Source organism: Methylobacillus methanolivorans (assembly GCF_044751345.1).
In the GTDB taxonomy this organism is placed as follows: Bacteria; Pseudomonadota; Gammaproteobacteria; order Burkholderiales; family Methylophilaceae; genus Methylobacillus; species Methylobacillus methanolivorans.
This window is the reverse complement of sequence record NZ_JBIWXY010000001.1, coordinates 931,260-949,817: the sequence shown is the minus strand read 5'-3', so window position 1 is coordinate 949,817 and position 18,558 is coordinate 931,260. Positions and strand designations below refer to the sequence as shown.

Here is an 18,558-nt window from a genome sequence, read left to right as displayed (position 1 = left end):
GGCAATAAGCGCAAGGGCTTGCTGGCAAATTCTTACTTTATTAATATAAATAATAATGATTTGTATTATGTTTAAAAAATGGTGGGTGTCAACCCTTTTCTGGAAAGGGAATTTGCTTGTGTTTTGTAGAGCTTGTCATCCAGGGTGGGTGCAAAGCGTTATCTTTGAGATGTGTATTCGCTCTGTCCCTGTTTTATTCCTGCTGTCTTTTGTTTTCGTTGCCACCAATGGATTTGCCGCTGATTCCCTGCAAGCCTTGATTCAGGATGACACCCAATGGGTGAGTCCACGCAAGGATTACTACAACCAGGGATATAGTCGCCTGAACCAGATTAATCATCGCAACGTCTCGCGGTTAAAGTTGGCCTGGAGTTTTTCCACTGGCGTGCAACGTGGCCATGAGGGTGCGCCGCTCGTGGTAGGGAAAGTGATGTATGTGCATACCGCCTTTCCCAATCATGTCTATGCACTAGATCTGGATCATGACCGGAAGATTCTGTGGGCCTATTTCCCCAAGCAATCCAGCGATATTGAGGCGATCCTTTGCTGCGATAATGTGAGTCGTGGCTTGGCGTACGGTGATGGCAAGATATTGCTGCAACAGAATAATGGCCTGTTGTTGGCGCTGGATAGCCGCGATGGACATAAGGTATGGGAAGTGCAGGTGAATGATCCCAATATTGGCGCTACCAATACCAATGCGCCTTATGTTTTTCGTGACAAGGTGCTGACGGGTTGTAGCGGGGGTGAGTTTGGCGTGCGGTGTTTTCTCGCGGCCTATGCCTTGAACGATGGCCAACTGCAATGGAAAGCCTATAGCACTGGGCCAGATAGCGAGGTGTTGATAGGTGCCGACTTCAATGCCGAGAATCCGCATTACAGTGCTTTATCTGCGTATGAGAATGTCGCTGGTGGCAACAAGGAGGGAGGGTCATTTCGTGCCTTGCCTAAAGAAAAACTTCAGTTTCCAGCACCTGACTTGGGTGTAAAAACCTGGCTCAAACCGCAAGCCGCCGCCCATGGCTGGGAGCATGGTGGCGGCCCAGTATGGGGCTGGTTTTCTTATGATCCCAAGTTGAACTTGGTCTATTACGGCACTGGTAATCCTTCAGTCTGGAATCCCGACATTCGCCCGGGAGATAATAAATGGGCGATGACGCTGTTTGCCCGCGATCTTGATACCGGCATGGCACGCTGGGGTTATCAATTGACGCCGCATGATGAATGGGATTATGACAGTGTCAATGAGCTGATTCTCTGGGATCATGGCCAGCAAAAGCTGGCCACGCATTTTGATCGCAATGGCTTTGCCTATACCCTTGATCGACGAACTGGCAGCTTACTTTCCGCAACAAAAATGCATCCTTTCGTGAACTGGGCCACAGGGATTGACCTGCAAACCGGCATACCATTGAAGGATGCACGCTATGCTACGCACGAAGATCAGGAAACCAGCGGTATTTGTCCCTCAGCCATCGGTGCCAAAAATATGCAGCCTGCGGCATATTCGCCGCAAACAGGCTGGTTTTATGTGCCGCTTAATCATTTATGCATGACGTATGAGGCCGTGGAAGCCAAGTATGTCTCAGGGCAACCTTGGGCCGGAGCCAGTCTTACTATGCAGCCGGGGCCGGATGGTGACATGGGAGCTTTCATGGCCTGGAATGCGCTGAAAGCCAAGCCTGTTTGGTACAAGCAGGAAAAATTTGCAGTGTGGAGTGGGGCGTTGCCAACAGCCGGGAAAGTGGTGTTTTATGGCACGCTGGATCGTTGGTTCAAGGCCTTGGATGCACGTAATGGCAAGGAATTATGGCGTTTTCAGGTGGGATCAGGAATCGTGGGTAACCCGATGACCTATCAACACCGTGGCAAGCAATACGTTGCGGTCTTCTCTGGTGTTGGTGGCTGGGCGGGCATCGCGCTCAATCAAGGCCTTACTGGCGATAGTGAAGGTGCTGGTACGGCTGGCGCTTTTCGGGAGTTGAACTACTACAATGCTGCACCGGGTAGCGGTGCACTCAATGTGTTTGCATTGTAGATAGGCGAGCGGTGGTATTGCAGGTGCTGATTGCAACCCATCTGTAGGTCATCAAAGGCCGTCAAGATGCTGAATCCAGCAACCCCTTGATGAAGCTGCCAATACCGCTAAGCTTGCTGCCATATTCCAGGATGGCTGGTAGCTTTGATTTCTTGCGTGACTTCAGTGCTTCCAGGTGATTTTCTGCAATCTGTTGGCCAATATTGCCGATAATGGCGCGGATGTTTTGACGTGCTTGCTCCAGCCGTTTTCCCTGCCATTCTTGACCAAACATTCCTTCTTCCCAGCAGCGATCCAGGATGCGGTATAGCGTGGACAAATTGCCCACGACATATTCGGAGGCGGCATTAAAACTCAGGCTGTCGTCTACCAGTCGGGCCTGGTTTTGCAGGTGACGGAATAGCAGAGGTGTTTTCAGGTGAAAGCGCATCTGGCCTTTTTCTACGCTTTCCACATGGTAGTCTACCTGGGCCAATGCTGCGAGTAGTTGAGTCCAGGCCTCGGCTTCTGTCAGCTGTCCAAACTTGATCGCCGCACTTTCCAGCAGGCTTTTTGCACGTGACTCACGGATGCGGAAGATTGCACTGAGGCGAAAGGTGTCAGCGGTCTGCAATGCTTGTGCATATTCCCAAAGCAGCAAGGCGTCAAAGTCGCTTTTTGCCATGCCACCTAGGCCATGAGTGCTGACATACTCTTGCCAGATACGGTCAAAGAGGTCAATTTTCTGCTGATCGGTAAGAGACATGCCGTTTTCCTTCCATGATAGAGCCTGCATCAACGCTTGGTTGGCAGGCTATTTCAACTTACTGTGCCGGCCATGTTCCATGGCTTATGCTCTCATTGCAACCATGTTTATTTGTTGAGTTGTGCCAAGGCGCGATCATGCCAGCGGGATAACAATAGCAATGCAGAAGTGCCTCCCAGTAATGCAAACCACATATCGGATTGCGTATCCCATTCATATCCTTGCGTGCCGAGAAACTCATCCGCGTCTTGCCCCATCCACAATGCCGCAGCCCATTCGATAAGCTCATAGCTGGCACTGATGGCGAGTACGACACAGATCACCAGGAATGCCAGCATGTTGCTGCCACGCACATAAGCGCCACGCAGCAGGATTTCTCGTACAGCAATGGCGGGCACAAAGCCTTGCATGAAGTGCCCGATCTTGTCATAGGGGTTGCGATCCAGGCCCAGCCATTGGGCTATTTCAAACCCCAATGGAACGCGTGCGTAGCTATAGGCACCTCCCACGATCAGCACCAGTGCATGCAGGAAGATCAGGCTATAGAGCAGGGCGGTGAGCGGGTAACGACGGTAGCTTGCCCATAATAGCGGCAGCACTATCATCACAGGCAGAACTTCCATGAGCCAGGTCAAGCGGTCAAAGGGATGAACCCCTGATGCGATCAGTGCCGCGATCAAGGCCAGGCTACCCAGCTGCAAGCAACGTAGCTGCATCATATGGCTTAATCCCTGTCAGGCTTGTTGAACAGGGAAAATACAATTCCAAGCGTGATCCCTACCACGGCACCCAGTGCCAGGTTGTCAAAACTCAGGCCGATGGCTGTCCCTAGGATAGTGGCAACGCTGAGATTGAAAATTTCTTTGTATTTGTTTGGCATGGGGTGATTATAAGGGAATTAGCCTGAGCAACGGAGGTGTGTTACCCATGCGCTGGTACAGCGATAGACATGCTTTATACTCATGTACTTTGATCACTATGGCGAAGACAACGCGTCGCACGCCTATCGGATAATTTATGAGTTTACGAGTTCGATTCAACTTGCTGATAACGACCTTGCTACTGATGTTGATGGTGGCGGTCGGCTATGTGGTGATCAAGGGGATGCGGATTTCTACCGAGGAAAGTGTGGAAGCTGCAACACGGGTAACAGTGCAGTTGCTTGATACCGTGATTATTAATTCACGGCAGAATCCTGAGTGGGGTTATACCCATGATGTGATGCATACTTTCCTGCAATCGCTGGGGCATGTACGCAGCAGCGAGATTTTTCTTTACGATGCCCAAGGGGCGCTGATGTATCAATCGCCACCATCAACTTACCGTGCCGATGAGAACCCGCCGCGCTGGTTTGCGCGGATGGTGGAGCCTGAGCCTGAAGTCGTGTCGCGCCGTATTCGCTTTGGCATGCTGGTGGTGGCATCGGATGCTGCCGGGGCGATTCGTGAATCATGGGTTTCGTTCAAGAGCCTGCTCTGGATCGAGAGTGGATTCTTTGTGGTGTTGAATGCCTTGATTTACTGGATGCTGGGGCGCTGGCTGCGGCCCGCGGATGATATTCTCAAGGCGATTTCCCAGGTTGAGCAAGGCAATCTGGAGGTGAAGCTGCCACAATACCAGGTGCCTGAATTCTCCCGTATTGCACAAAATTTCAACCTGATGGGGGAATCCTTGCGTGATCGCACCGAGGAGAACCGTAGGCTGGCCCTGATTGTGCAACAGACCGCAGATGCGATCATGATTCATGATCTCAACGGTAATATCTCGTTCTGGAACCCGGCTGCACAGCGCATGTTTGGCTATGCTCCTGAAGATATCATCGGCAAGTCTGCCAACCTGCTGATGCCGCCAGATCATGAGAGTGAGCAGGCGCGCAATATGGCGGTGATCGTGGCGAATAGCCAAGTGGAATATTACGATACACAGCGTGTGGCACGTGACGGTAAGTTGCTGGATGTGTCTTTGTCGGCAGCGCCATTAATGGATCCTAAGACAGGCGAGATCATTGGCGAGATTTGCAGCATGCGCGATATTACCGAGCGCAAGCTGGCAGAGGAAACGGCACGCAAGCTGGAGGAAAACCGCCAGTTAACGCACTTGATTCAGCGCCATATTGAGGATGAACGCCGCAGCCTCGCGCGTGAGTTGCATGATGAGCTGGGGCAATATGTGACGGCGATCAAGACCTTTGCCGTGGCGATTGCCAACAAGGCCAGAACTGACATGCCGAGCATCGAAAATAGTGCGCAAACCATTGTGTCTGCGGCCAATCATATCTATGACGGCATGCACAATATCATCCGGCATTTGCGGCCTGGGTCGCTTGATAACCTGGGGTTATCCGCGGCCTTGCGTGATGCTGTTGCCGATTGGCAGGCGCAAAACCCGCAAGTGGCATTTAGCCTGGATTTGCAAGGCAAGCTCGATACGCTGGGCGAAAGCCTGAATATTAATCTCTATCGCATTGTTCAGGAGTCGGTGACCAACGCCTTGCGGCATGCCCAGGCTGACAGAATTGAGATCAGCCTTTCGCAGCATGAAAATGGTACCCTCACACTTTTGATCAAGGATAACGGTATCGGCATGAATATGTGCAATGTGGACCAGAGTCGCCATTTCGGCCTGTTGGGTATGCGTGAGCGTACCCAAGCGCTGTATGGCACGTTCAGCATAGATTCTCTGCCGGGCCAGGGCTCTGCCATATCGGTGACGATTCCGGAGAAAATGAATTCATGAGTGCAATCAAGGTAATGCTGGTGGATGATCATGCGGTGGTCCGCATGGGCTTCAAGTTATTGCTGGAATCTGATCAAGCGATACAGGTGATCGCCGAAGCAGAGAGCGGCGAGCAGGGTATCAAGCTTTATCAGGCGCATAAGCCTGACGTGGTGGTCATGGACATTACGATGCCAGGCATCGGTGGCCTGGAGGCCATAGACCGCATTCGCGCCAAGGACGAGCATGCGCGTATCCTGGTATTGTCTGCCCACGAGGATTCGGTGCATCCCAAGCGTGTACTGAATGCTGGCGCGATGGGCTATTTGACCAAGCGCAGCGCTGCTGAAGAATTGATCAAGGCGATCCATACCGTGGCAAGCGGCAAGATGTACCTTGAAGCCAATGTGGCGCAGCAGATGGCGATCCAGCAGATTTCCGGGCAGCAGAACCCAGTGGATGTGCTATCTGACCGTGAGTTTGAGGTGTTTATGGCCTTGGCCAAGGGCAAGACCACCAATGAGATTGCTGAGACCTTATCCTTGTCACCGCGTACCGTGGGTACCCATCTCTACAATATCAAGCAGAAGTTGAATGCCAGCAATTCTGCGGAGATTGCCTTGATTGCTATGCGTTCTGGCTTGATTGATCCCTGACCGTTCAGGGCTGGGTGAATATGCCTTTACCCGAAGCTTGTTTGAATGCGCGTTGTGGTTCCAGCCGATAGCGCGCGATATGCAAGTCGCTATGCTCTGAAACTTCCACCAATAGCTCCTGGCCGCTATTAATTCGTCCAAATTCAGGCGGTATCAGAATAGTGACTGTGGATTGTGGCGAACTAGCCAAAGCACCGATGGCAACCTGCCATTGCGCCAACGCTTCAAGCTGCGAAATGTCATTCCCGCGTAATCTGGCTTTTTCTAGTACGGTAGTTTTTTCCTCACCCAGCAGCAGATTCCACACCTCTACTGTGACCAGTGCGCTGGCGCTGATAGCCTGGTTGTTTATTTCTGTGGTGTTGGAAGCATGGGCAGGCAAAGGTTCTGCGGAGGGCTTGATTTCGGTAAAGCCAGTATTCAGGAATGCTGCCCAATATTCATCCATCTGTGGTGTTGCGCTGGAGGCGGTGGCGTAAGTGTTACCATGCCCTGGAATCATGTTGACGCTGGTGGTAGAGGACGAGTGGCCAGTGTCGTTCAGTAAATAGTTGTCGTAGGCATCGGAGGTGACTTTGTCTGCGGCCCGCATCAATAGTGATGAAGCGACTTGTTGCGCAATTGGCCCGCCCACGCAGCCAGTCAGGCTGCATGCAAGCATGCCCACCATCACGGCGTGGCGTGTATTCGACCATTGTGCAGATAATCGGCTCATGAGTTCTTCTACGGATGCTTGCGTTGGAAGTTTAACCTTTATTTTGCCTGGGCGTGGCACATACGCTGATGATGCCACTCAAGATGATGAGGCCAACCGCAAGCCAGCGATCAGCTGATAGGGTTTCTCCCCAGATCAAGATACCAAACAGGCTGGCAAGCACTACCGTGGTATAGGCCAGGCTACCCACAACCAGCGGGCTGCCCGTACGATAGGCGCGGGTCAAGGCAAGTTGAGCGATGGTGGCTGATGCACCTAAGCCAAGTAGCACGAGCAGGTCTTGCCAATCAGGCGGTGTGAAGTGGTAGAACAGCATCCAGAGCCCGCTACCAATGGTGCATACCAGTGTGAAATAAAACACGGTACGCCAGTCTGGTTCTCCCGCACGACCAAGTTGTGTGACGTGGAGATAGACAACACCCGCCATTGCGCCCGATAACAAACCAATTGCCCCAGCGATGAGTTCATCCACATGCAAGCTGGGCTTGAGCAATAAGGTGACACCAATAAAACCGATAACAACCGCTAAGAGCAGGAGCTTGCGTGGCTTTTCATGCAGCATGAACGGCATCGCCATGGCAAGAAACAAGGGCGAGGTGTAATTCAGTGTGATAGCCGTGGCAAGCGGCAGTTCGCTGATGGCAAAGAAAAAGCAGATCAGCGATGCAAAGCCAAGAATCGCACGCTTCATGTGCGTATTAATGAGCTTGGTCTTGAGTGAGCCGCCACGCAATTGCGTGACAATAAAGATAAACAATAGGCCAAACAGGGAGCGGTAGAATACCAACTCGGCACTGCTGAATTTTTCTGCTCCCAACTTGACGAGTACGCCCATGATGGCAAAGAAAAAGGCAGCCACTAGCATCCATAGGCTGCCAAGTCTGGGTAGATTCAAAATTTTCCTTCCGGCCTGCCATGCAGGCTGCAGAGATTAAGCAGGCAAGCGTTTGCCTAAAGGCTTATTTCAGGTGAGGGTCGAGTTGCCTGTGTAACCACGCATGGAAATGCTGCATGCCAGTTTCCATCGGATGCTGGTAGGGGCCGCGTTCATCAATGCCTTGAGAGGCCAGCGCGCGGCGTCCATCGTGCATGCGTTGGCAGATTTCCATGTCTTCCACGGCAGTTTCGGTATAGGCAGCCTGTTGTGCAGCGATGAAGGTTTCTTCAAAGAGTGCGATGTCTTCTGGGTAGTAAAACTCGACAACATTGGTACAGGCATCCGGCCCGCGTGGAATGATGTGGGAGACGACCAGCGTATTGGGGTACCACTCGATCATGAGGAATGGGTAATACACCATCCAGATTGCCCCATATTTGGGCGCTTGTTGTTGGTTGTAGCGCAGCACTTCGTTGTGCCAGTTGTCGTAGATGAGTGACCCGGATTTTTGCAGGGCCTTGTGCACGCCTACGGTCTGCACGCTATACCAGTCACCGAATTCCCAGTTGAGGTCATCACAATTGACGAAGTGGCCAAGGCCCGGGTGGAAGGGGCCAACATGGTAGTCTTCCAGATAAACCTCGATAAAGGTTTTCCAGTTGAAATGATACTCGTCAACCATGACTCGGTTCAGCATGTAACCGGTAAAGTCGAAATCCTGCTTGCAACCAAGTGCTTTTAAATCTTGTGCAATGTCACGCTTGCTGTCTAACAACAGCCCTTGCCAGTTTTTCAGCGAGGAGGTGTTCAGGTGCAAGCAGGGGTTTTCCTTGAAGTGTGGCGCGCCCAGCAATGTGCCGTGGGTGTCATAAGTCCAGCGGTGTAGCGGGCAGATGATGTTCTTGGTTTTGCCGCTACCCTTGAGCATCAGTGCTTGTCGGTGGCGGCAGACATTGCTGATCAGTTCAATGCCACTTTCATTGCGGATCAGCGCCTTGGCGTCATTCATCCACGAAAGGCTGTGATAATTGCCAACCTCAGGCACCATCAGCTCGTGCCCGATATAATGCGGAGCATGGGCAAACAGGTGTTGTTGTTCAAGCGTATAAATGGCGGGATCCGTGTACCAGGAGACCGGTAACTGGGTGCTGAATTGCGAATCGTGGCCCTGGGCGGGCAGCTTGGTCACAGAGGCTAGCGATACCATATAGTGCAGTGTTGTGAATTGACGCCTTGAATTCAAGCGAACATTAGATTTTGCCCTAAACTCAAGGAATTTGAAACCCATCCTGCAGTGTAGCGGGTATTTGCTGCATAAATCCTATTACCAATTCTTGCCTAAACTCAGGATTTACGCTACTCTCAATCCCTTGAAGCGAAAAGTATTAAGTCGCTTCAAGGTTGAGCAAAATCCGGCACTGCAGTGAGTTTAAGCCGGGTTTCCATTTTAAGATTCTCGACGGTGATCTCATGAAGACTGTAGTGCGCAAGGTAGCAACTGGTATTGCTCTGTTGGCAGCCATTCGACTGCTGAAAAAGCGCGCGCTCGTCCGCTGAGAGTGCCGCGTCATGCTGTAAACGGCGGCTGGTGCCGCCGTTTTTGTTTTTGAGCTTTAAAACTTGATCGAACCTAGAGGCTAGATACTGCAATGTCTGAACACTTGATGAATACCTACGCCCGCCAACCTGTGACCTTCACCAAAGGTGAAGGTGCATGGTTGTGGGATACCGAAGGCAAGCGTTACCTTGATGCACTGGCCGGGGTGGCGGTGAATGGTTTGGGTCATGCCCATCCTCGCTTGGTAGCTGCTATCAGTGAGCAAGCTAGCCGATTGATCCACGTCTCGAATATTTATGGCATTGCAGAGCAGGGCAAGCTCGCAGATAAGTTGTGCGCAATTTCCGGCATGGATAATGTGTTTGTCTGTAACTCCGGTTGCGAGGCCAACGAGGCTGCCATCAAGCTTGCGCGGCTTTATGGGCATAATAAAGGGGTAGAAAACCCTGAAATTATCGTCATGGAGCGTGCTTTTCATGGTCGTACCCTGGCGACGCTGTCTGCTACTGGCAATCGCAAGGCACAAGCCGGTTTTGAGCCCTTGGTGAGTGGTTTTATCCGTGTGCCTTTTGATGATCTTGAGGCAGTTCGTCAAGTGGCTCAACGCAACAAGAATGTTGTGGCTATCCTACTGGAGCCTATTCAGGGCGAGGGCGGTATCAATGTGCCGCGCGATGCCGCGGCGTATCTCAGCGGCTTGCGCGAGATTTGCGATGCCAATGGCTGGTTGCTGATGTTGGATGAAGTACAGAGCGGCGTGGCGCGTACCGGTACCTGGTTTGCCTTCCAGCACACCGATGTTGTGCCTGATGTGATGACCCTTGCCAAGGGCTTGGGCTCTGGTGTGCCCGTTGGTGCGTGTTTGGCACGAGGTGCTGCGGCAGAAGTGTTTACATATGGCAAGCATGGCTCTACCTTTGGCGGCAATCCACTCGCTTCCACAGCAGCCCTGGCAACGCTGGAGATTATCGAGTCTGATGGCTTGCTAGCGCATGCCGAGCAGCTGGGTAATTACATCCGTGAGGCATTGGCAACCAGCCTGCAAGGCGTGGCTGGTGTGAGTGTCATCCGCAATGCGGGCCTGATGATAGGGGTGGAGCTAGACAGGCCATGTAGTGGCCTGGTCAAGCAAGCGCTGGAAGCTGGTTTGCTCATCAATGTAACAGCAGATAAAGTGGTTCGCTTGTTGCCACCGCTCATCATGAGCGAGTCAGAAGCGCAACAATTGGTAGATACACTGACACCTTTAATCAAGAAATTCCTTGCTTAGTCGCGGGAATAAAAACGCTATGGCAATCAAACACTTCTTACAGTTCAATGACCTGAATGCGGATGAGCTAGCGCATATCTTTGACCGGACGCGCTGGATCAAGGAGCAGTTCAAGGCCTACCAGCAGTACTGGCCACTGACAGATCGCACCCTGGTGATGATTTTTGAAAAGGCCAGCACTCGTACTCGCTTGTCCTTCGAGGCAGGTATGCAGCAGTTGGGTGGTTCCGCCATCTATCTCAATACCCGCGACTCCCAGCTTGGGCGTGGCGAGCCGGTGGAAGATGCTGCGCAGGTCATCTCGCGCATGAGCGATATTGTGATGATCCGTACCTTTGAGCAGGAGATCATTGAGCGCTTTGCTGCAAATTCGCGTGTGCCGGTAGTCAATGGGCTGACCAATGAATACCACCCTTGCCAGATACTGGCCGATATTTTCACTTATATCGAGCACCACGGTTCAATCAAGGGCAAGACGGTCGCCTGGATTGGTGATTCAAATAACGTCTGTAATACCTGGCTACAAGCTGCTGAAGTGCTGGATTTCAATGTGCACGTCTCCACACCGCCTGGTTACGAGGTTGAGCCTGAGCGCGCCAATCTTTATGGTACTGACCATTACGAAGAATTTACCGATCCGATGGAGGCAGCACGTGGTGCAGACCTCGTGACGACCGATGTCTGGACATCGATGGGATTTGAAGCCGAAAATGAAGAGCGCCGTCGCGATTTCCATGATTGGCAAGTCGATGCAGACATGATGCGTATTGCAGGCAAGGATGCCTTGTTTATGCACTGTTTACCAGCGCATCGCGGTGAAGAAGTGACTGCTGATGTGATCGATGGGCCTCAATCCGTGGTGTGGGATGAAGCGGAAAACCGTCTACATACGCAAAAGGCCCTGATGGAATACTTGTTGTTGGGCAAAGTACAGGCATAAGCCTGGGTGAACTGGATTTAATTGAGAAAGAAACCGTCAAATGAGTGATGTGAAGAAGGTCGTGCTGGCTTACTCCGGCGGCCTGGATACCTCCGTGATCCTGAAATGGCTGCAAGATGTCTACCAATGTGAAGTGGTGACGTTTACTGCGGATATCGGCCAAGGCGAAGAGCTGGAGCCTGCGCGTGAGAAGGCCAAGAAATTTGGCGTAAAGGAAATCTATATTGACGATCTGCGCGAAGAATTCGTGCGCGATTTCGTCTTCCCGATGTTCCGTGCCAATACCGTCTACGAAGGCGAGTACCTGCTGGGTACTTCGATTGCACGCCCACTGATCGCCAAGCGCTTGATCGAGATTGCGCATGAAACCAAGGCAGATGCGATTTCTCATGGGGCAACTGGCAAGGGCAATGACCAGGTGCGCTTCGAGTTGGGTGCTTACTCGCTGGACTCTAATATCAAGATCATTGCGCCATGGCGCGAATGGGATCTGCTCAGCCGTGAAAAGCTGCTGGCTTATGCTGAGCAAAACGGTATTCCGGTTGAAATGAAGCACAAGCAGGGCGGTAGCCCATACAGTATGGACGCCAACTTGCTGCATATTTCATATGAGGGACGTCACCTGGAAGACCCAGCTGCGGAAGCAGAAGAAGATATGTGGCGCTGGACTGTGTCACCAGAAAAGGCACCGGACGAAGCCGAGTACCTAGATATTGAATATCGTAATGGTGACCCCATCTCATTGAATGGGAAGGCATTAAAGCCGCATGAGTTACTGGCTGAATTGAACCGCTTGGGCGGTAAGCATGGTATTGGTCGTCTTGATCTGGTGGAAAATCGCTATGTGGGCATGAAGTCACGTGGCTGCTATGAAACACCGGGCGGTACTATCTTGCTCAAGGCGCACCGCGCGATTGAATCCATCACATTGGACCGCGAAGTGGCGCACTTGAAGGACGATCTGATGCCACGCTATGCCAGCATGATTTATAACGGTTATTGGTGGAGCCCTGAGCGTGTGACGCTACAAACGCTGATTGATCACACTCAAAAAACCGTGAATGGTTGGGTACGCGTCAAGCTGTACAAGGGTAATGTCATCGTCACTGGTCGCGATTCCAAGACGGATTCATTGTTTGATTCGACAATTGCGACATTTGAAGATGATGCCGGTGCCTATGATCACTGCGATGCAGGTGGCTTCATCAAGTTGAATGCGTTGCGGATGCGGATTGCCGCAAACCTGCGCAACAAGAAATAATTAACAGCATTTTAGGAGAAGCATCGTGGCCCAGTTCGACAATATCAGTGTCAAGAAAAAAGCCAATGTGTATTTTGATGGCAAGTGTGTCAGCCATACTGTGCTGTTCCCTAACGGTACACGTGCGACAGTCGGCGTGATTTTTCCCAGCACCTTGACGTTCAATACCGGTTCCCCTGAGTTGATGGAAATCAATGGTGGTGTCTGCAAGGTTAAACTCAACGGTGAAACCGAATGGAAAACTTACAGCGCAGGCGAGAAGTTTACTGTGCCGGGCAATTCCAGCTTCGATATCGAAACGGTGGAAACGCTGGATTACGTTTGCCATTTTGAGTAAACGTGCCCGTTGTGAGTTGATATTGCCCAGGTGATATCAATGAAGCGAGAGTAGGCAGCCGTTTGTGGCTTCCAGTGGAAAAACGCAACGCCAAGCGCGGGGCGTTTTTCAATTTACGCGCAATGCTGGATAGTTTGCAGCAATAGCTGATTTGAGTACCAGTGTTTGATTTTTAGTGCCCACTTTGTTGGATGAAGTGAGTGACGATGCTCCTAAGGGCAATATGCGAATGATGCCTGCCACATTGGAGCGGATTGAGATGAGGATGGAAAACGATGCCTTCATTTGATATTTCTTCTGAAGTCGATATGGTTGCGTTGAAAAATGCAGTGGATGTTACCGGTCGACAGATCACCAACCGCTATGATTTCAAGGGCACCAGTGCCAATGTCGAGCTGAACGAAAAAGACAATCAGATCACGCTACATGGTGATTCTGACTTTCAGCTGGACCAGATCAAGGCCATCTTGCTGCCTGCAATGGAAAAGAAAGAGGCCGATAGCGCCAAGCGGTTGGATCACCAGGATGTGCAGAAAATTTCTGGCAACAAGGTGAAGCAGGTGTTGAAGATCAAGGCTGGTATCGATAGCGAATTGGCGAAGAAAATCGTCAAGTTGCTCAAGGATAGTGGTCTCAAGGTGCAAGCGAGCATCCAGGGCGATGAGGTGCGTGTGACCGGTGCCAAGCGCGATGTGCTGCAAGAGGCGATTGCCTTTGCGCGTAAATCCATTACGGATTTTCCTTTGCAGTTCGGCAATTTCCGCGATTGATAGGCCGATTCAACCATTGTTGCTAGTGTCGCGTTGAACAAAGTATTTAAGCAGGTTTAGTTTCAGAAAGATCGTATGTCAGCCAAAACGCTTTACGACAAATTATTTGATTCCCACGTGGTGCGTGAGGAAAACGGTGCCGCGTTGATCTATATCGACCGCCACTTGGTGCATGAAGTCACGAGTCCCCAGGCATTTGAAGGCCTGAAGATGGCTGGCCGCAAGCTTTGGCGCATCAGCTCTGTGCTGGCAGTGCCTGACCACAACGTGCCGACGACTGATCGTAGCCAAGGTATTGCCGACCCGATTTCGCGCTTGCAAGTGGAAACCCTGGACCAGAACTGTAGTGACTTTGGCGTGACCGAGTTCAAGATGGGTGATGCCCGTCAAGGGATCGTGCACGTCATGGGGCCGGAGCAGGGCGCAACCCTGCCGGGCATGACTGTGGTCTGTGGCGACTCTCACACCAGTACCCATGGCGCATTTGGCGCATTGGCACACGGTATTGGCACTTCCGAGGTTGAGCATGTGATGGCGACTCAGTGCTTGGTGCAGAAAAAATCCAAGGCCATGCAAGTGTTGGTGGAAGGTCAGCTTGGAGCAGGTGTGACGGCCAAGGATATTGCGCTGGCGATTATCGGCAAGATGGGCACTGCGGGTGGTACTGGTTATGCCATCGAGTTTGCGGGTTCTGCCATCCGTGGCCTGAGCATGGAAGGGCGTATGACCTTGTGCAATATGGCGATTGAGGCCGGTGCACGTGCTGGCATGGTCGCTGTCGATGACATCACGATCAATTACGTCAAGGGTCGCCCCTATGCGCCCAAGCCTGAACAATGGGATGCTGCGGTTGCTTACTGGCGCACATTGCATACTGATGAGGGTGCCAAGTTTGACGCTGTCGTAGAGTTGCGCGCGGAAGAGATCGAACCGCAGGTAACCTGGGGTACTTCCCCTGAAATGGTGACTGCTGTTAACGGCATCGTGCCGGATCCTGCCAAGGAAAACGATCCGACCAAACGTAGCGGCATGGAGCGTGCCTTGCAGTATATGGGCTTGCAGGCCAATACACCGATCTCGCAGATCCCCATTGATAAGGTATTCATTGGCTCTTGCACCAACTCGCGGATTGAGGATTTACGTGCCGCGGCTTCTGTGGCCAAGGGCAAGCATGTGGCACCCAACGTCAAGTTGGCCATGGTGGTGCCTGGCTCTGGCTTGGTCAAGGAACAAGCTGAGCATGAAGGCCTGGACAAGATTTTCAAGGAAGCTGGTTTTGAGTGGCGCGAGCCAGGTTGCTCCATGTGTCTTGCCATGAATGCTGATCGCCTGGAGCCCGGCGAGCGCTGTGCCTCGACCTCGAATCGTAACTTTGAGGGACGTCAGGGCGCAGGTGGCCGTACTCACCTGGTCAGCCCGGAAATGGCTGCTGCTGCCGCTGTCACAGGACATTTCGTTGATGTACGCCAATTGTTGAATTGAGTGTGATGATGCGAAAAATTTGGATGATGGCAGTACTCGCACTATTGGCGATGTCTTTGATGGCCTGTAATACCATCAATGGAGTGGGCAAGGATATTGAGAAGGCTGGCGAAGCCATACAGAAATCAAGCAAGTAACGAATCGTTATTGGAACAATATGCAAGCATTTACCCAATTGAATGGATTGGTGGCTCCCTTGGATCGCGCAAATGTCGATACCGATGCCATCATTCCTAAGCAATTCTTGAAATCCATCAAGCGTGCAGGCTTTGGCCCTAATGCCTTCGATGAGTGGCGTTATCTCGACCAGGGCGAGCCAGGCATGGACAATAGCAAGCGTCCGTTGAATCCTGATTTTCCGCTCAACTTCCCTCGTTATCAGGGTGCCAGCGTGTTACTGGCGCGAGAGAATTTTGGCTGTGGTTCGAGCCGCGAGCATGCGCCATGGGCTTTGCTTGACTATGGCTTTCGCGCCATTATCGCCCCGAGTTTTGCGGATATCTTTTTCAATAACTGTTTCAAGAATGGCATTTTGCCGATCGTGCTCGATGCAGCGATTGTCGATAGCTTGTTCAAGGAAGCGGAGCCCAAGGAAGGCTATCAGTTATTGATAGACCTGCAGACACAGACCGTGCAAACACCAGCTGGCGATAGCTACGGTTTTGAGATTGATCCATTCCGCAAGCATTGCCTCTTGAATGGCCTTGATGATATTGGCCTGACTTTGCAGCATGTCGATGACATCAAGGTATTTGAAGCCAAGCACAAGGCAACGCAGCCCTGGCTGTTCAACTAAATCCTGGCCCATGGTATTCCATTGAATAGCATGGGTTTGCTCCTGTTTACATCAAATCAATATCTGGGAACACGTTTATGAAGATTGCGGTATTGCCGGGCGACGGCATCGGTCCTGAAATCGTTGCGCAAGCTGTCAAGGTGCTGAAGGCGCTAGACCTCAACCTTGAGTTGCATGAGGCACCGATCGGTGGCGCTGGCTACGAGGCAGCAGGTGATCCTTTGCCCGAAGCGACATTAAAGCTGGCACAGGAAGCTGATGCTGTGTTGTTGGGTGCCGTGGGTGATTGGAAATACGATAGCCTGCCACGTGACCAGCGCCCAGAGCGCGGCCTGTTGCGCATCCGCAAGGCGTTAAACCTGTTTGCAAACCTGCGTCCTGCTTTGCTCTATCCAGAACTTGCTTCTGCTTCTACCCTGAAGCCAGAAGTGGTTTCAGGCCTGGATATCATGATCGTCCGTGAGCTGACTGGTGATATTTACTTTGGTCAGCCACGCGGCATTTCCACTCTGGAAAATGGTGAGCGCGAAGGTATTAATACCATGCGTTACAGCGAATCCGAGATTCGCCGCATTGCGCATGTGGCCTTCAGCATCGCGCAAAAGCGCAACAAGAAGGTGTGTTCCGTGGATAAGGCCAATGTGCTGGAAACCACCGAACTCTGGCGTCAGGTGATGATAGAAGTCGCCAAGGAGTATCCGGATGTCGAGCTTAGCCACATGTATGTGGATAATGCTGCCATGCAGTTGATTCGCGCTCCCAAGCAGTTCGATGTCATGGTGACTGGCAACATTTTTGGCGACATCCTTTCCGACGAAGCTTCTATGCTGACTGGTTCCATCGGTATGTTGCCTTCTGCTTCGCTGGACCAGAACAACAAGGGTATGTATGAACCTAGCCATGGTTCCGCTCCCGACATTGCAGGCAAGGATATTGCCAACCCATTGGCGACCATCCTTTCCGCTGCCATGATGTTGCGCTACACCTTTAATGATGAAGCCAATGCACTGCGCGTGGAAAATGCCGTGAAGAAAGCCTTGGAGCAAGGTTATCGCACTGCCGATATCTGGACTGAGGGGACTAACAAGGTCAAGTGCAGCGAAATGGGTGATGCGGTTGTCGCAGCGCTATAATCATCAATCAAACACAATGATAGGCCTGTATAAGGCCATTTAACCAGGAAGAGACGATGTTCAAAGTAGGGTTTGTCGGCTGGCGCGGTATGGTGGGTTCTGTGCTGATGCAGCGCATGATCGCAGAGGGTGATTTCCAGGATATTGAGCCTATCTTCTTCACGACCTCACAGACTGGTGGCGCAGGCCCTGCGATTGGCCGCGATACGCCTGCGCTCAAGGATGCCAAGGCTATTGCCGAGCTCAAAGCTATGGACATCATCGTTTCTTGCCAGGGTGGCGACTACACCAGCGAGATATTCCCTCAGTTGCGCGCGGATGGCTGGCAGGGGCACTGGATTGACGCTGCTTCTACACTGCGGATGGAGAAAGATGCCGTCATTATCCTGGACCCGGTTAACCTGGATGTGATCAAGCAGTCTCTATCGACAGGTGTTCGTAACTGGATAGGCGGTAACTGTACGGTTTCCCTGATGCTGATGGCCTTGAATGGCTTGTTCAAGGCAAACCTAGTGGATTGGGCAAGCTCCATGACTTATCAGGCGGCATCAGGTGCAGGTGCGCAAAATATGCGTGAATTGATTCGCCAAATGGGCGTAGTGCACGCTGGCGTCGCTACTGAGCTGCAAGATGCTGCTTCTGCCATCCTCGATATTGACCGCAAGGTGGCAGATACCCTGCGTAGCGCAGATTTTCCGGTGGATAATTTTGGTGTGCCTTTGGCTGGCAGCCTGATCCCATGGATAGACAAGGATCTGGGGAATGGGCAAAGCAAGGAGGAGTGGAAAGGCATGGCTGAAACCAACAAGATCCTGGGTCGCGATGCCAATCCTATCGTGATTGATGGCTTGTGCGTACGCATCGGGGCCATGCGCTGCCATTCACAGGCACTGACCATTAAGTTGAAGCAGGACGTGCCGTTGAATGAAATTGAGGGCATGTTGGCAGAAGCAAATGCCTGGGCAGAAGTGGTGCCGAATGAGCGTAATGAAACCGTCAAGCGCCTAAGCCCTGCCGCCGTGACTGGCACCTTGCAAACACCAGTGGGCCGTTTGCGCAAAATGGGCATGGGGGGTGAATATCTCTCTGCATTTACGGTAGGTGACCAGCTCTTGTGGGGCGCTGCAGAGCCATTGCGCCGCATGCTGCGCATCCTGGTCGAGGCTTGATTGTATTAATTAGCGCTGATGCCCTTGCTGTTTTGCCTAATGGGGTGCTGCCGGCCCCATGAAGCTTGGGCTAACATTGGGAATGTAAAGCGATGT

Annotated in this window: 20 protein-coding genes; 13 read left to right on the top strand and 7 right to left on the bottom strand. The window is 52.0% G+C overall.

The features are described 5' to 3' along the window. Positions 1 to 169 precede the first annotated feature (169 nt). On the top strand, positions 170 to 2,038 hold the full coding sequence (locus ACIKP9_RS04410; RefSeq protein WP_400879799.1) for a PQQ-dependent dehydrogenase, methanol/ethanol family: 1,869 nt from the start codon (positions 170 to 172) through the stop codon (positions 2,036 to 2,038). A 61-nt stretch (positions 2,039 to 2,099) separates the two neighbouring features. On the opposite strand, the gene ACIKP9_RS04405 is transcribed toward ACIKP9_RS04410, so the two are convergent. From ACIKP9_RS04405 to ACIKP9_RS04395, 3 genes are all read right to left on the bottom strand, one after another. Then, the gene (locus tag ACIKP9_RS04405) at positions 2,100 to 2,783 is read right to left on the bottom strand and encodes a hypothetical protein (protein WP_400879796.1); all 684 of its coding nucleotides are present in this window, start codon (positions 2,781 to 2,783) and stop codon (positions 2,100 to 2,102) included. Positions 2,784 to 2,890: 107 nt separating this feature from the next. Continuing rightward, on the bottom strand, positions 2,891 to 3,502 hold the full coding sequence (locus tag ACIKP9_RS04400) for a DUF2238 domain-containing protein (protein WP_400879793.1): 612 nt from the start codon (positions 3,500 to 3,502) through the stop codon (positions 2,891 to 2,893). A gap of 5 nt (positions 3,503 to 3,507) precedes the next feature. Further along, entirely contained in the window at positions 3,508 to 3,663 is a 156-nt protein-coding gene (locus tag ACIKP9_RS04395) for a DUF1757 domain-containing protein (protein WP_400879791.1), read from the bottom strand. Between the two features lie 137 nt (positions 3,664 to 3,800). Here ACIKP9_RS04395 and ACIKP9_RS04390 point away from each other — a divergent pair, with 137 nt between their 5' ends. Both ACIKP9_RS04390 and ACIKP9_RS04385 read left to right on the top strand, forming a co-directional pair. Further along, positions 3,801 to 5,519, top strand: coding sequence for a PAS domain S-box protein (locus ACIKP9_RS04390; RefSeq protein WP_400879788.1), 1,719 nt, complete (start codon positions 3,801 to 3,803; stop codon positions 5,517 to 5,519). Further along, a complete protein-coding gene (locus ACIKP9_RS04385) occupies positions 5,516 to 6,154 on the top strand; it encodes a response regulator (RefSeq protein ID WP_400879785.1) in 639 nt (212 codons plus the stop codon). Before ACIKP9_RS04390 ends, ACIKP9_RS04385 begins: the two co-directional genes overlap by 4 nt. 4 nt (positions 6,155 to 6,158) lie before the next feature. Here the strand turns inward: ACIKP9_RS04385 and ACIKP9_RS04380 are convergent, their stop codons facing one another. The 4 genes from ACIKP9_RS04380 to ACIKP9_RS04365 all read right to left on the bottom strand — a co-directional run bounded on the left by ACIKP9_RS04380 (position 6,159) and on the right by ACIKP9_RS04365 (position 9,396). Continuing rightward, complete coding sequence (locus ACIKP9_RS04380) at positions 6,159 to 6,869, bottom strand: hypothetical protein (protein ID WP_400879782.1); 711 nt, start codon at positions 6,867 to 6,869, stop codon at positions 6,159 to 6,161. A 31-nt stretch (positions 6,870 to 6,900) separates the two neighbouring features. Next, complete coding sequence (locus ACIKP9_RS04375) at positions 6,901 to 7,764, bottom strand: DMT family transporter (protein ID WP_400879779.1); 864 nt, start codon at positions 7,762 to 7,764, stop codon at positions 6,901 to 6,903. Between the two features lie 64 nt (positions 7,765 to 7,828). Then, a complete protein-coding gene (locus tag ACIKP9_RS04370; protein WP_400879776.1) occupies positions 7,829 to 8,953 on the bottom strand; it encodes an aromatic ring-hydroxylating oxygenase subunit alpha in 1,125 nt (374 codons plus the stop codon). A 188-nt stretch (positions 8,954 to 9,141) separates the two neighbouring features. Beyond that, complete coding sequence (locus ACIKP9_RS04365; RefSeq protein WP_400879773.1) at positions 9,142 to 9,396, bottom strand: hypothetical protein; 255 nt, start codon at positions 9,394 to 9,396, stop codon at positions 9,142 to 9,144. Between ACIKP9_RS04365 and ACIKP9_RS04360 the strand changes: the two genes are divergently transcribed. From ACIKP9_RS04360 to asd, 10 genes are all read left to right on the top strand, one after another. Beyond that, on the top strand, positions 9,396 to 10,574 hold the full coding sequence (locus ACIKP9_RS04360; RefSeq protein WP_400879770.1) for an aspartate aminotransferase family protein: 1,179 nt from the start codon (positions 9,396 to 9,398) through the stop codon (positions 10,572 to 10,574). The two genes, ACIKP9_RS04365 and ACIKP9_RS04360, sit on opposite strands and share 1 nt — an antisense overlap. Positions 10,575 to 10,593: 19 nt before the next feature. Next, positions 10,594 to 11,514, top strand: a complete 921-nt coding sequence (argF, locus tag ACIKP9_RS04355) for an ornithine carbamoyltransferase (RefSeq protein WP_400879767.1) — start codon at positions 10,594 to 10,596, stop codon at positions 11,512 to 11,514. 40 nt (positions 11,515 to 11,554) lie between these two features. Then, positions 11,555 to 12,775: an argininosuccinate synthase gene (locus ACIKP9_RS04350; protein WP_400879765.1), complete on the top strand. Its 1,221-nt coding sequence runs from the start codon at positions 11,555 to 11,557 to the stop codon at positions 12,773 to 12,775. A 25-nt stretch (positions 12,776 to 12,800) separates the two neighbouring features. Continuing rightward, positions 12,801 to 13,112: a pyrimidine/purine nucleoside phosphorylase gene (gene ppnP / locus ACIKP9_RS04345; protein WP_400879762.1), complete on the top strand. Its 312-nt coding sequence runs from the start codon at positions 12,801 to 12,803 to the stop codon at positions 13,110 to 13,112. Between the two features lie 275 nt (positions 13,113 to 13,387). Beyond that, entirely contained in the window at positions 13,388 to 13,882 is a 495-nt protein-coding gene (locus ACIKP9_RS04340; RefSeq protein ID WP_400879759.1) for a YajQ family cyclic di-GMP-binding protein, read from the top strand. 75 nt (positions 13,883 to 13,957) lie between these two features. Continuing rightward, on the top strand, positions 13,958 to 15,364 hold the full coding sequence (gene leuC, locus ACIKP9_RS04335; protein WP_400879756.1) for a 3-isopropylmalate dehydratase large subunit: 1,407 nt from the start codon (positions 13,958 to 13,960) through the stop codon (positions 15,362 to 15,364). A 23-nt stretch (positions 15,365 to 15,387) separates the two neighbouring features. Further along, positions 15,388 to 15,501 carry an entericidin A/B family lipoprotein gene (locus ACIKP9_RS04330; protein ID WP_400881854.1) on the top strand — a complete coding sequence of 38 codons (114 nt, stop codon included), beginning with the start codon at positions 15,388 to 15,390 and terminating at the stop codon, positions 15,499 to 15,501. Positions 15,502 to 15,521: 20 nt separating this feature from the next. Next, positions 15,522 to 16,160, top strand: a complete 639-nt coding sequence (gene leuD, locus ACIKP9_RS04325) for a 3-isopropylmalate dehydratase small subunit (protein ID WP_400879753.1) — start codon at positions 15,522 to 15,524, stop codon at positions 16,158 to 16,160. 77 nt (positions 16,161 to 16,237) lie between these two features. Next, the gene (leuB, locus tag ACIKP9_RS04320; protein ID WP_400879750.1) at positions 16,238 to 17,293 is read left to right on the top strand and encodes a 3-isopropylmalate dehydrogenase; all 1,056 of its coding nucleotides are present in this window, start codon (positions 16,238 to 16,240) and stop codon (positions 17,291 to 17,293) included. 56 nt (positions 17,294 to 17,349) lie between these two features. After that, the gene (gene asd, locus ACIKP9_RS04315) at positions 17,350 to 18,462 is read left to right on the top strand and encodes an aspartate-semialdehyde dehydrogenase (protein WP_400879747.1); all 1,113 of its coding nucleotides are present in this window, start codon (positions 17,350 to 17,352) and stop codon (positions 18,460 to 18,462) included. Positions 18,463 to 18,558: the final 96 nt, after the last annotated feature.

Coding starts and splice junctions, on each gene's coding strand:
- ACIKP9_RS04410 (WP_400879799.1), top strand. CDS start 170: ATGTGTATTCGCTCTGTCCCTGTTTTATTCCTGCTGTCTTTTGTTTTC.
- ACIKP9_RS04405 (WP_400879796.1), bottom strand. CDS start 2,783: ATGTCTCTTACCGATCAGCAGAAAATTGACCTCTTTGACCGTATCTGG.
- ACIKP9_RS04400 (WP_400879793.1), bottom strand. CDS start 3,502: ATGATGCAGCTACGTTGCTTGCAGCTGGGTAGCCTGGCCTTGATCGCG.
- ACIKP9_RS04395 (WP_400879791.1), bottom strand. CDS start 3,663: ATGCCAAACAAATACAAAGAAATTTTCAATCTCAGCGTTGCCACTATC.
- ACIKP9_RS04390 (WP_400879788.1), top strand. CDS start 3,801: ATGAGTTTACGAGTTCGATTCAACTTGCTGATAACGACCTTGCTACTG.
- ACIKP9_RS04385 (WP_400879785.1), top strand. CDS start 5,516: ATGAGTGCAATCAAGGTAATGCTGGTGGATGATCATGCGGTGGTCCGC.
- ACIKP9_RS04380 (WP_400879782.1), bottom strand. CDS start 6,869: ATGAGCCGATTATCTGCACAATGGTCGAATACACGCCACGCCGTGATG.
- ACIKP9_RS04370 (WP_400879776.1), bottom strand. CDS start 8,953: ATGGTATCGCTAGCCTCTGTGACCAAGCTGCCCGCCCAGGGCCACGAT.
- ACIKP9_RS04360 (WP_400879770.1), top strand. CDS start 9,396: ATGTCTGAACACTTGATGAATACCTACGCCCGCCAACCTGTGACCTTC.
- argF (WP_400879767.1), top strand. CDS start 10,594: ATGGCAATCAAACACTTCTTACAGTTCAATGACCTGAATGCGGATGAG.
- ACIKP9_RS04350 (WP_400879765.1), top strand. CDS start 11,555: ATGAGTGATGTGAAGAAGGTCGTGCTGGCTTACTCCGGCGGCCTGGAT.
- ACIKP9_RS04340 (WP_400879759.1), top strand. CDS start 13,388: ATGCCTTCATTTGATATTTCTTCTGAAGTCGATATGGTTGCGTTGAAA.
- leuC (WP_400879756.1), top strand. CDS start 13,958: ATGTCAGCCAAAACGCTTTACGACAAATTATTTGATTCCCACGTGGTG.
- ACIKP9_RS04330 (WP_400881854.1), top strand. CDS start 15,388: ATGATGGCAGTACTCGCACTATTGGCGATGTCTTTGATGGCCTGTAAT.
- leuD (WP_400879753.1), top strand. CDS start 15,522: ATGCAAGCATTTACCCAATTGAATGGATTGGTGGCTCCCTTGGATCGC.
- leuB (WP_400879750.1), top strand. CDS start 16,238: ATGAAGATTGCGGTATTGCCGGGCGACGGCATCGGTCCTGAAATCGTT.
- asd (WP_400879747.1), top strand. CDS start 17,350: ATGTTCAAAGTAGGGTTTGTCGGCTGGCGCGGTATGGTGGGTTCTGTG.